Annotated in this window: 11 protein-coding genes and 1 tRNA gene; 10 read left to right on the top strand and 2 right to left on the bottom strand. The window is 65.2% G+C overall.

Going from position 1 to position 11,774, the window contains the following annotated elements:
• Position 1 precedes the first annotated feature (1 nt).
• The 3 genes from B0G62_RS03870 (at position 2) to B0G62_RS03860 (ending at position 1,082) form a co-directional block, all read left to right on the top strand.
• Positions 2 to 77: transfer RNA gene (locus B0G62_RS03870), tRNA-Ala, on the top strand.
• A 329-nt stretch (positions 78 to 406) separates the two neighbouring features.
• Positions 407 to 700 (top strand): hypothetical protein, encoded by a 294-nt coding sequence (locus B0G62_RS03865; RefSeq protein ID WP_103702635.1) that lies wholly within the window; start codon positions 407 to 409, stop codon positions 698 to 700.
• A gap of 109 nt (positions 701 to 809) precedes the next feature.
• Entirely contained in the window at positions 810 to 1,082 is a 273-nt protein-coding gene (locus tag B0G62_RS03860) for a hypothetical protein (RefSeq protein ID WP_103702633.1), read from the top strand.
• A 371-nt stretch (positions 1,083 to 1,453) separates the two neighbouring features.
• Here B0G62_RS03860 and B0G62_RS03855 read toward each other — a convergent pair whose 3' ends face one another.
• The gene (locus B0G62_RS03855; protein WP_103702631.1) at positions 1,454 to 1,771 is read right to left on the bottom strand and encodes a DUF4148 domain-containing protein; all 318 of its coding nucleotides are present in this window, start codon (positions 1,769 to 1,771) and stop codon (positions 1,454 to 1,456) included.
• 288 nt (positions 1,772 to 2,059) lie between these two features.
• On the opposite strand from B0G62_RS03855, the gene B0G62_RS03850 reads away from it, so the two are divergent.
• From B0G62_RS03850 to B0G62_RS03825, 6 genes are all read left to right on the top strand, one after another.
• Entirely contained in the window at positions 2,060 to 2,308 is a 249-nt protein-coding gene (locus B0G62_RS03850) for a BufA1 family periplasmic bufferin-type metallophore (RefSeq protein WP_103702629.1), read from the top strand.
• 18 nt (positions 2,309 to 2,326) lie between these two features.
• Positions 2,327 to 3,166: an MNIO family bufferin maturase gene (bufB, locus tag B0G62_RS03845; RefSeq protein WP_103702969.1), complete on the top strand. Its 840-nt coding sequence runs from the start codon at positions 2,327 to 2,329 to the stop codon at positions 3,164 to 3,166.
• Complete coding sequence (locus tag B0G62_RS03840) at positions 3,163 to 3,951, top strand: HvfC/BufC N-terminal domain-containing protein (RefSeq protein WP_103702627.1); 789 nt, start codon at positions 3,163 to 3,165, stop codon at positions 3,949 to 3,951. Before bufB ends, B0G62_RS03840 begins: the two co-directional genes overlap by 4 nt.
• Before the next feature lie 284 nt (positions 3,952 to 4,235).
• Positions 4,236 to 5,741: a sensor domain-containing diguanylate cyclase gene (locus B0G62_RS03835; RefSeq protein WP_103702625.1), complete on the top strand. Its 1,506-nt coding sequence runs from the start codon at positions 4,236 to 4,238 to the stop codon at positions 5,739 to 5,741.
• A gap of 80 nt (positions 5,742 to 5,821) precedes the next feature.
• Positions 5,822 to 6,490: a DUF2239 family protein gene (locus B0G62_RS03830; RefSeq protein ID WP_244193097.1), complete on the top strand. Its 669-nt coding sequence runs from the start codon at positions 5,822 to 5,824 to the stop codon at positions 6,488 to 6,490.
• A gap of 467 nt (positions 6,491 to 6,957) precedes the next feature.
• Positions 6,958 to 8,259 (top strand): solute carrier family 23 protein, encoded by a 1,302-nt coding sequence (locus tag B0G62_RS03825; RefSeq protein WP_103702623.1) that lies wholly within the window; start codon positions 6,958 to 6,960, stop codon positions 8,257 to 8,259.
• A gap of 81 nt (positions 8,260 to 8,340) precedes the next feature.
• Here B0G62_RS03825 and B0G62_RS03820 read toward each other — a convergent pair whose 3' ends face one another.
• A complete protein-coding gene (locus B0G62_RS03820; protein WP_103702621.1) occupies positions 8,341 to 10,008 on the bottom strand; it encodes a Na+/H+ antiporter in 1,668 nt (555 codons plus the stop codon).
• A 486-nt stretch (positions 10,009 to 10,494) separates the two neighbouring features.
• On the opposite strand from B0G62_RS03820, the gene B0G62_RS03815 reads away from it, so the two are divergent.
• Positions 10,495 to 11,772 carry an EAL domain-containing protein gene (locus B0G62_RS03815; RefSeq protein WP_103702965.1) on the top strand — a complete coding sequence of 426 codons (1,278 nt, stop codon included), beginning with the start codon at positions 10,495 to 10,497 and terminating at the stop codon, positions 11,770 to 11,772.
• Positions 11,773 to 11,774 lie beyond the last annotated feature (2 nt).

The following is an 11,774-nucleotide window of genomic DNA, read 5'->3' as shown; positions in this document are numbered from 1 at the left end:
TGGGGCGGTAGCTCAGCTGGGAGAGCGTCGCGTTCGCAATGCGAAGGTCGTGAGTTCGATCCTCATCCGCTCCACCAACAGACATTCCAGGCAGCTCTGCAGTATTCCGCAAACCCCGCGTCCTATAAGGCTCGCGGGGTTTTTTACATTGAACCAGCACAAGTTCAAGATATTCCCCACCAACGATCAGATCAAGCTGCTGCGCCACCACAGTACACCGACCCGACAGTAGCCATTTCACGGCTGCTTCTGCATCAGAAATCCACAAGCCCGCCACAGCCGATGTTCGCGACAGCACGGCACCCACCAACCGGCATCATCCGCCCATCCGCAATCGCCTAAACTTTCTCAATACCCTCGGCCAACCACCACCGGTCCGAGATGCCCAGAAGAAGGAGGCTCCGCCATGCCCACGCCTCAACCCGAACCCCAAAAGTTCACCCACGAAGGCTTCGAAATCCACATCACAGCAGCGCCGATAGAAGAAAGCGCCACGCGTTTCACCTACACCGCCTACATTTGTCACCCCGGCGCAAACCCATCGCTGCCGGGTCACACAGTCCACTACCACGCTGACGGCGAAGAAACCTTTCGCACCGAGCAGGAAGCAATCGAAGAAGCCGCCCATGTCGGCCGAAGCATCATCGACGGCACGCATCCCGACCTCTCGGTGTTATCGCTAGTCACGCACGGCTTCTAATCGCAACTAACAGCCAGCCGAAGCCGCGCTCCCCCCCGGCTTCCAAAGCAGCGCCACTCGAAGCCCCCCGCGACTATCGGCGCTCGTCCTTCGTGGCATAAAAAGCCCGATGTTCGCCCTCAAGCTCACACTCGTTCCGCTTTTCCTGCTGTTCGTGTCGATGTCCGGCAAGCTCTGGGACCCACGCGTCGCGGGCTGGCTTGTCGGTTTGTCTGTCGTGGCCGGGCCGATTCTCTTCCTGCTCGTGATCGAGCACGGCGCACCTTTCGTGATCGCGTTGCTAAGGGGCGTGGTATCAGGCCGCTTCGGATTCGCGGCGTTTTGTCTGACGCTTGCGCCTGGATGCTCGTGCAAACCGCAAGCGCCCGTCTCACCCGTCTAAAGCGCGCACAGACTCTCGCGCAGGACACCATCCGCGCCGACGCAATCACAACAGAATAGGAAAGGAGATAGAGTGAGTCCGCACCCCGACGCCAACGAAGCGCGAACCGATACGACAAAGACGTGCAGTGCCCGACAAATAAGAAAAAGGCCCGGGCAACGAATTGCCCGGGCAAGCCGCCGGGTATCCGACGGCGGAGGTTTCCTGCGGGCGTGCCTCGCGTGACGAAAGCCGAGCGAAGCAACGAAAACTAACGTACCTGCACAAAAGACTGACGGGCCCGCTCTCAAGTTGCTGCGAGAGAGCGAGCCCGACTGGCGTGCGTCACGCAGCGCGCCTCAAGGCCGCGCGCCGCGAATGACCGAGCGAAATTACTGGCCGAAATAAACCGGCTTGATGTTTTCCGTCGTGCGGCTGCCGGCTTGCGTGGAGCCGTTGGTCGATGCGCCGTAGGCGGTGGCTTCAGCCGTTGCGTTCTGTTGGGCGACGCGTGCTTGCGCGGCTTGCAGGTCTTCCGGGTAGTACGGGCTCGACAGGCCCGGGCGGTAGCCGGCCTTTTCGAGTTGCACGAGTTCGGCGCGCACCTGCGCACGGGTCAGCGGCTGCTGGTTAGCGGTAGCCTGGGCGAACGACACAGCCGGGGCGGCAAGAACGGTAGCGGCGAGCGCTGCGGCAATCAGGGTCTTCATGATCTATAACCTCCAAAATTATCATTCGAACCGTAACAATGTGCTTGTTCGATCCGTTAATGAAACTTTATTGCAGTGCACATTAAAGATAAATATCGGGATGCGGCAAACATCATTGCGAGATTCGAGATAATTCACACATCCATTCAGTGCTGGAACGCAAGGGCGGAAATAGCGTCCACATGCTTATCGCGATTAAATCGGCGCCACCGACGCTCAGGCAAAATAGTGCGTACGAGGTGCGCGCCGTTACGCCGCGCGCCATCCGCAACTTCGAGGAGATTTCCCATGAAAAACGCGCTCGGCCGTCAGGCCGTGATCGCCGCCGCGCTAGCGGGGCTGGCAACGGCAGGCGTCGCGCACGCCGATGATTCGGTGAATTGCTACGGCGTCGCCAAGGCCGGTCAGAACGATTGTTCGAGCAAGACCGGCGTGCACGATTGCGCGGGCCAGGCCAAGGTCGATCACGACAAGGGCGACTTCAAGACCATGCCGAAGGGCACCTGCGAGAAACTCGGCGGCACGCCGGAAAAGTAACTCGCTAGCGCAATGACGATGCAGACGTCCGCAGGTCCGACGCAAAAGCACGCGCAAGGCGTCGGCATCGGCTTGCGTCATGCGCACCATGACGCCTTCATGCAGGCGCCGCCGCCCGTCGGCTGGGTCGAGGTGCATAGCGAAAACTACTTCGGCGACGGCGGCTACGATCTGCACGTACTCGACACGGTTCGGCGCGATCTGCCGGTGAGCCTGCATGGCGTGGGCCTTGGCCTCGGCTCGGCTGCGCCGCTCGACGAGAGCCATCTTGCGCGCCTGGCACGCCTCGTCGAGCGCATCGAACCGGCGCTCGTGTCCGAGCATCTCTGCTGGGGCGCGACGCCACATGCCGCGCTGCACGATCTGTTGCCGATGCCGCTCACCCACGCGTCGCTCGCTCATCTATGCGCGCGCGTGGCGCACATGCAGGACACGCTGCGCCGCCGCGTGCTGATCGAAAACGTCTCTACGTATGTGCGCTTTCGCGATGACGACTACAGCGAGGCCGCGTTTCTCGCGGAACTGGCGCGGCGCACCGGCTGTGGAGTGCTGCTCGACGTGAACAATCTCTACGTGAACCAGCGCAATCACGGTGAAGACGCGCTCGCCGCGATGAACGCACTGCCACCCGACATAGTCGGCGAGCTGCATCTTGCGGGCCATCGCGTGACGCCGGCAGCGGTGATCGACGATCACGGTTCGCGCGTCGCGCCCGAGGTCTGGTCGCTTTACGATGCTGCGTTGCATCGCTTCGGCGCGGTGCCGACGTTGATCGAATGGGACACGCAAGTGCCGCCGCTCGATGTGCTGCTCGATGAGGCACGGCAAGCGCATGAACGCATGAGTGCGCACGCATGAACACGTCGCTAGAAACACTACAGTCGCTGTTTGCCGATGCCATCGACGATCCCGCCGCCGATGCCGCGCTCTGCAAGCATCTGCACACCCCCGACGATGCCCTCGCGCGCGAGCGCCTCGGTCTCTATCGCGGCAACGTGCGCGCGGCCCGGCGCGCGGCGCTGGCCAGTGCGTATCCTGTGCTCGCTCAACTCACCGGCGACACCTACTTCAATGCGCTGGTGCTCGCCTATGCACGTGCACAGCCTTCGCGCGACGCGGATCTAAACCGCTTCGGCGCTTCGTTGCCCGAATTCATCGAACGTTACGAAACCGACGCACGTTACGTGTATTTCGGCGATGTCGCGCGACTCGAATGGGCGCTGCATGTCGCCACTTTCGCCGCGAATGTCTCCCCGCTTTCGCCCGCGCAGTGGCAAGCGATCGGCGTTGAACGTTTAATGTCGGCGCGTCTGAAAGTACACCCGGCATGTGTCGCGCTGGCATCGCGCCACGCGGCCTTCGAAATCTGGCGCGCGCATCGCCAGAGCGGCGACCCGACGCAAGCGCAATGGCCCGAGCGTATCGACGTACCCAACTGGACGCTCATCGTGCGCCCGCAATGGCGATCCGCTGCGCTCTCGCAGACTCAGGCCGCGCACGCGGCCTTCGTTGCGCTGCAACGCGGCGAAACGCTCGACGCCGCACTCGAGCGCGCTTTTTCAATCGACGATGACTTCGACTTCGCAGCTCAATGGCGAACGTGGATAGAAACCAACGCGATCGTCGGACTGCGCGACGCCTGACTGGCGGCTAGCGAACATACAGACACAAACAACGCGCGGAAAAAACAGGATTCCGAACAAATAGCGCGCAATGAAAGACACGCATTAATCAGGCGATTTCAGCGTAAAACCCGTTACGAATTCAACGTGAACCACGCCACATAAACGCCGTACGCAGCACGTTTTCAGGATGTACACTCGATTGCAAACCGGCACGCCATGCGCGCCGCGCATCGACGCGCGCGGTCCGTCCGTGACGCTGCCGGATGGCTGTTCTTCGCCCGAGCGCACGCGAGTCCACCGCCATGATGAACCGCCGACCGAACGTCGTGATCGCCATCAGCATCGTGCTGGCTGCTGTCCTCACTGCGGTGGCCGGTTGGGTCATGGCGCAGATGCGTGAGGACGCGCTCGCCAGCGCTCGCGCCGCGACCTTCAACATGACGCTTCTGTTCGAGCGCGACACGCAGCGCAATTTCGATGTCTATGCGCTGTCGCTGCAAGGTGTGATCGACGCCATCGACGACCCGCGTCTGGCCGAACTCCCCGACAATCTGCGCCAAAGCGTGCTATTCGACCGCTCGGCGACGGCGAAGAGTCTCGGTGAGATTCTCGTCGCCAATGCCAATGGCGACGTCATCTTCGATTCGCGCGTGTCGCCGCCGCGCAAACTCAACGTGGCCGGGCGCGACTATTTCGTCGCGCAGCGCGACTCGCCGCACACGGGCCTCTACGTCAGCCATCCGATGATGGCGCGCGACGGCCCGGACGACGCCACCATCGGCCTGAGCCGCCGCCTCGAAAAGCCCGACGGTTCGTTCGCGGGCGTGGTGGTGGGCACGATGCGGCTCGACTACTTCCGCCGTCTCATGAGCGGCATCGAGATCGGCGCGCATGGCGCCGTCACGCTCACGCTCGCCGACGGCACCTTGCTCATGCGCCGTCCTTACGCGCCCGAAATGATCGGCCTGAATCTTGCCGGTTCGGCGTTGTTTCAGCGCTTCGGCCGCGCGCGGGAGGGTGGGTTTTTCGGCATCGGGCCGGTGGACGGCGTGCGGCGCTGGTTCGCGTTTCGCCGCGTGGAGGGTTATCCGCTCGTGTTCAGCGTGGCCGTGGCGGCCGGCGACATTTACACCAAATGGCGTGCGCGCGCGTGGATCATCGGCTCGCTGACGGCGCTGCTCGACGCCTTGCTGATCGCCTTCGCGGTGCTGCTCTCGCGCCAGTTGCGCCGACGCGAGCTGCTCGAAGACGAGTTGCGCGCGCTGGCCGGCACCGACGCGCTCACGGCGCTCGCCAACCGCCGCGCTTTCGAGGCGCGCGCCGATCATGAATGGCTGCGCGCGCGGCGCGCGGGTCAGCCGCTCGCGGTGATGATGCTCGACGTCGATCGCTTCAAACCCTTCAATGACCGTTACGGCCATACGGCGGGCGACGCCGCGCTGGCGTCGGTCGCCCGTTCGATCGGCAGTCATGCGCGACGGCCTGCCGACTGCGCGGCCCGTTACGGCGGCGAGGAGTTCGTGCTGCTGCTGCCCGATACGAACGCGGCCCAGGCGCTCGCGCACGCGGAGAAACTGCGCTCGGCCATCGAGACGCTCGACATCCCGCACGCGGACAGCCCCAACAACGTGCTCACGGCCAGCGTGGGCGTGGCGAGCACATCGGCGCGCGACTTCGAGAGCTGGCGTGCCCTGGTCGAAGCCGCCGATGCCGCGCTCTATAAGGCCAAGCGCGGCGGCCGCAACCGCGTGGCGGTCTGGCAGCCCAGCTTTGCACGCGCGCACCAGGGCGCCGGGCCGGAATTCTGAATATTTTTACCCGGATGATATTGTGTCGTTAAATTTATCCGGGTAATATTCGCTGCATCATTCGACGAGAGGGAATCACGATGACAGCGACATCCATCCATTCGCCGCACGCGGCGGGCATGACGGGCATAGCGGGCGTGACGGCGTTCGCGGGCACGCGGCTGATCGCGCGCGGCACGCCGCTCGACGTGGCGCTGGCGGTGAAGGCGGCACTGGAGCAGGGCGAACCGGCGTCCGTGCTGATCTTCGACGACCGCGACGCGACCCAGGTGGAATTCGATCTGCGAGGCCGTGCCGCCGATGTCGCCGCGCGACTCGCGGCCGATGCCGCGTGGCAGGCGAAAACGCAATCCGCGAGCGAAGCCGCGCAGGACGCAACGACCGAAGCAGCCGGCGACGACGCCCCGCGCGGCCGTGGCCGCCCGAAGCTGGGCGTCGTCGCGCGCGAGGTCACGCTGCTGCCGCGCCACTGGGACTGGCTGGCGGCGCAGCCGGGCGGTGCGTCGGTGGTGCTGCGCAAGCTCGTGGAAAGCGCGCGTCACGCGAGCGAGGCGAAGGACCGTGTGCGTACGTCGCGCGAGGCCGTGCATCGTTTCATGACGGCGCTGGCGGGCAACCTGCCGGGTTATGAGGAGGCGTTGCGGGCGCTCTATGCGGGCGAGCGCGCGCGCTTCGAGGCGTGGAGCGTGGACTGGCCCGAGGGCGTTCGCGACTACGTGCGGGAACTGGCGCAAGGCGCGTTCGCCTGATGCCGGGTCCGCCCTGACGAGGCGCATGCACAAAGCGCACGTGCAAAAAAAAGCCGCTCAAGCCGGGGGGGACATGAGCGGGAAGTCGGAGAGTTACAACTAAACAACCTCTGCATGAACAGTCATGAGGTCACGCAGTGGATCCAGTCTACGGATAGCACTTCGGCGTCGATATAAGACTTGTCCGAATCTCCGTCCCCGCGCGCTGTTTCCTCCTGCCCACACGCAGCGAGACTTGCCTTGCCACGCCGATTGCGGCTCCGTACACTCGCGCGTGATTTCTCTGACGGGTAAGGCCGAGGCTCGCCGCAACGCACGCGGGCCACACTCCGTTCCAAAAATAGCACCCGACCAAACCGGCGGCACGCTCGCGCTCTGCGCGAGGCAGCGCGAGTGAAGCGCGCGCGGCCATAGCCGGCCGCCGTCGCAGGTCGCAACGGCACAAACACACACAAGAAGGAGCCCTTATGTCCGATTCCTGGTTTCCCCGCTGGCGCGCGCAAACGGGCGCGAAAAGCGTCGTCGCGCCCGATGAGCGCCTCGCCTGGCCGCAGATGTTCGCGATGGGCGTGCAGCACGTCGTCGCGATGTTCGGCTCGACGGTGCTCGCGCCGCTGCTCATGGGCTTCGATCCGAACCTCTGCATTTTCATGTCGGGGATCGGCACGCTGCTGTTCTTCGTGGTGGTGGGCGGGCGCGTGCCCAGCTACCTGGGCTCCAGCTTCGCCTTCATCGGTCTCGTGATCGCCGTCACGGGCTACGGCGGGCACGGACCGAACACCAACATCCCGGTCGCGCTCGGCGGCATCATCGCGTGCGGCGCGGTCTATGCGCTGATTGGCGTGCTGGTCTCGGTCATCGGCACGAAATGGATCGAGACGCTCATGCCGCCCGTCGTGACCGGCGCGATCGTCTGCGTGATCGGCCTGAATCTCGCGCCGATCGCCGTGAAGGGCGTGAGCGCGACGCAGTTCGATTCGTGGATGGCGCTCGTCACGGTGCTGTGCGTGGGCGGCGTGGCCGTGTTCACGCGCGGCATGTTGCAGCGCCTGCTGATCCTCGTCGGCCTGATCGTCGCCTACGTGATCTATGCGGTCGTGACCAATGGCCTGGGCCTTGGCAAGCCGATCGACTTTTCGATCGTCGCCAACGCCGCCTGGTTCGGCATGCCGCAGTTCAGCGCGCCGGTGTTCGATCCGCACGCGATGACGCTGCTTGTGCCGATCGCGGTGATCCTCGTCGCGGAAAATCTCGGCCACATCAAGGCCGTTTCCGCGATGACGGGCTACAACCTCGACCGCTACGTGGGCCGTGCGTTCATCGGCGACGGTCTTGCCACGATCGTTTCGGGTTTTGCGGGCGGCACGGGTGTGACGACTTACGCGGAAAACATCGGCGTGATGGCCGTGACGAAGATCTATTCGACGCTCGTGTTCGCGATCGCCGCGCTGATCGCGCTCGTGCTGGGTTTCTCGCCGAAGTTCGGCGCGGTGATCCAGACGATTCCGGGGCCGGTGCTGGGCGGCGTGTCGATCGTCGTGTTCGGCCTGATCGCGGTGACGGGCGCGCGCATCTGGGTCGTCAACAAGGTGGACTTCTCGGACAACCGCAACCTGATCGTCGCCGCCGTCACGCTGGTGCTGGGCGCGGGCGACTTCTCGCTGAAGGTCGGCAATTTCGGGCTGGGCGGCATCGGAACCGCCACCTTCGGCGCGATCATTCTGTACGCGCTGCTGCGCAGAAAGCCGGCGCAGCAAGCGGCGGTTTGAGCCCTGCCGGTTTAGCTCCGCGCAAAATAAAAACGCGACGCCTTCCACGGAAGGACGTCGCGTTTTTTTGTCTGCGCGGAATTAACCCCGGCCCCGCCCGCGATTCATCATCGCGGTTTCGGTGAGATCGACTTCGCGCATCAGCTTGCTGAGCGTTTCGTCGTTGATCGTCTGCTGGTTGCGTAGTTCGAGCAGCGTCGCGCGTTCCGCGCGCATGGCGGCCAGCCGCATCTGCACTTCGAGCATTTCCGCCTGACGCGCGTTCTTGCTGCGGTCGTGGTCGGCGTCGAGGGTCGCCAGGCGCCGCCGATAGGTGTCCATCACGCGCGCCGTGGTGTCGGCGGCATGGGCGAACTCCGATTCGTCCATGTCCTTCGTGGCCGTTTCCATATGCGCGTCCACGGCGCGGATCGCGGCCTGTGCGGCCTGGATGCGGGCGAGGCGCTCCTCGGCGGCGTGCTTCGATTCGCCGCCGCGCCGCACGCCGCGCAGCAAAATCGGCAAGCCGACGATCGCCACCAGCAGCGACGCGAGGATCACGCCCGTGGCGATGAAGATCGCGCTGTCGCGCCCCGGCAGCGGCAGGCCGTTATCGAGCGCGACCGGCAGCGAGAGCACGCCCGCGAGCGTCACCGCGCCGCGCACCCCGGCGACCGTCGTGATCGCCACGGTGCGCAGGCCCGGCACCGCGTTCGATACGCCATGACGCGCCGCACCGCGGCTCGCGACCCAGCGCAGCAGCCAGACCCAGCCGAAGCGCATCGCGTAGAGCGCGACCAGCACGGCGGCAACGTACAGGATGAGGCGCAGCATCTGCAGATTGCTGGTGTGATGCGCCTCCAGCAGCGCCTTGCCGAGAATGCCGGGGAACTGCAGGCCGAGCAGCGTAAACACCATGCCGTTGAAGACGAATTCGATCATCGACCAGGTGCTGGCCGCACGCACGCGCGCCGAGACCGGCCCGATGTGCGCGGCGCTCGTGTAATTCATCATCATCCCGGCGGAGACCGCGGCGAGCACGCCGGAGACTTCCATGTGCTCGGCGAACAGATAGGCCGCGAACGGAATCAGCAGCGTCATCACGACGCCGGGCGCGGGGTCGCCTTCGGCGTTGAAGTTCAGGAAGCGCTCCGAAACAAAGCTGAAAGCCCAGCCGATGAACGCGCCCACGGCGAGGCCGCCCGCCGCGATCAGCACGAAGCTCAGCGTCGCGTCGCGCAGCGAGAAGTAGCCCGTGAGCGCCGCCGCCACCGCGAACTTGAGCGCGACGAGGCCGGAGGCGTCGTTCATCAGCGCCTCGCCTTCGAGGATGTGCATGAGTTGCGCGGGGATGCGGTCCTTGCCCGCGATTGCCGAGAGCGCGACGGCATCGGTCGGCGAGAGCACGGCCGCGAGCGCGAAGGCCACCGGCAGCGAAATCTGCGGCACGAGCCAGTGCACGAAATAGCCGACGGCCACCACGGTCAGCAGCACGAGGCCGAGCGCGAGCATCAGGATCGCGCGGCGCTGCATGAAGAACTCGCGCTTGGGAATGCGCCAGCCGTCCGCGAACAGCAGCGGCGGAATGAACAGCGCCATGAAGATGTCCGGGTCGAAGGTGACGTGCGGATTCAGGCGCGGAAACGTCAGCAAGGCGCCGATGCCGATCTGCAGCAGCGGCAAGGGCAGCTTGACGGGAAGAAGACGCACGACAACGCCCGAAAGCGCGACGGCAAGGAGCAGAATGAGGACGGTGAAGAGTGTTTCCATCGATCAGGCAAAGGATGCGGCAAAGACGGGACGCCGGAGCACGCGATAAGCGGCTTCAGTGCGTCTCTTGATGCGGAAGCGTTGCGAACGGAGGAGCGTTTGACCCGGGATTTCGCCGGGAGTTTGCCCGGTTTAGCCACGGGTCCAACTCACGAGGCAGGTGGCTAGCTTACAACTAGTTTAGCTTGACGACGGCGCAGGACGCCGTGAAGCGCGCAGCAGGCCGAGCCGATGGCGGCCCGACGGTGACCCGATGGCGGCCCGCGCCGCGCGCTGCGTCCAGACGGTGCGCACGATTTTGGTGCGCATCATGCCCGCTCGCCGCGCACAGGCGCGGGCCAGGGTGCGTCATTCGATGCGCGCCGGGTCCGGATGCCAGCGTGCACGGACCTTGCTTTATCGCCTCGCGTGGCGCAACGCATCGGGTGCCCGCCGCCGACCGTCGGCAGCAGGCCCGCGGCGATCAACTTGCGCGAAGAGGAAGGCATGATCACAGAGCAACAGGAAAAGACGGCGCTCGCGCCGCACGGGTTCGATCTGAGCGTGACCTCGGGGCTGCAGCGCTATAGCGCGCAACATGGCGAGCTCACGCTCACGAGCGTGTTCCAGCCGGTCTTCAGCCTCTCGCACATGCGCGCGATCGGCTATGAAGGGCTTTTGCGCGCGCATGACGCGCTCGACCGGCCCGTTTCGCCGATCGACGTATTCGGCGAGGCCGCGCGCGTGGGCGAAGTCCTCCAGGTCGACCGGCTCGCGCAAGGGCTGCATCTGGAGAACTTCTCGCTGCTCGGCGCCGAGCGCGAATGGCTCTTTCTCAACGTGCATCCGGGCACGCTGATCGAGCCGTATCACGCGGCGGCGCTGCTCGCGAATCTGAACCGGCTGGGCTTGCCGCCGCGCCGCATCGTGCTCGAAGTGCTGGAGGCCGATGCGACCGATCTCGACGCGCTCGCGCATGCCGTCGACGCATTCCGCGAGCGCGGCTTTCTGATCGCGCTCGACGACTTCGGCGCGGGCCACGTGGATATCGGCCGCGTCTGGCAACTGAATCCCGATATCGTGAAGCTCGACCGCATCATGCTGATGCACGCCGCGCATCGCGCCGATATGGCCGCGACGCTGCCCGCGCTCGTTTCGCTGTTGCACGAGGCGGGCAAGCTCGTGTTGATCGAGGGCGTGGAGACGGAGCAGGAAGCGCAGCTCGCGCTCTCGTGCAACGCTGATTTCGTGCAAGGCTTCTTCTTCGCGCGACCGGCGCCGGGCCTCGCGGATTCCTCCCACGCGCAGGTCATCATCGCGGAGGCAACCGATCGTTTCCGCGAGCAAACCGAAGCGCGCGAGCGCGGCACGGCCAGCCGGCTCGCGCCGTATATCCGCGCGTTCGAGCGCGCGGCGGAACGCCTGGGCGCAGGCGAGACGCTCGAAGAAGTGTGCTGGAATTTTCTCGCGCTCGATCATGCGGCGCGCTGTTTTCTGCTCGATGCGAACGGGCGTCAGGCGGGGCGCAACGTCGTGCTGCGCGTGGATCGCGCGGAGCAGGGCGCGCGCTTTTTGCCGCTCGACGACGCGCAGGGCGCGAACTGGCTGCGCCGGCCGTATTTCCGCGCGGCGCTGGTGGCGCCGGGGCGCGTGCATGTGACCTCGCCCTATCTGTCGATCAACGAGGCACTGCCGTGCGTGACGCTGTCGATGGCCGTGCAGGTGGGCGATCGTCTGTGCGTGCTGTGCGGCGATGTGGACTGGCTGGCGGAATTGCTGGCTTGAAT

It is taken from the genome of Paraburkholderia eburnea, from assembly GCF_002917095.1.
In the GTDB taxonomy this organism is placed as follows: domain Bacteria; phylum Pseudomonadota; class Gammaproteobacteria; order Burkholderiales; family Burkholderiaceae; genus Paraburkholderia; species Paraburkholderia eburnea.
Note: the sequence above shows the minus strand (reverse complement) of the source record. Positions and strands in the feature narration are given on the sequence as shown.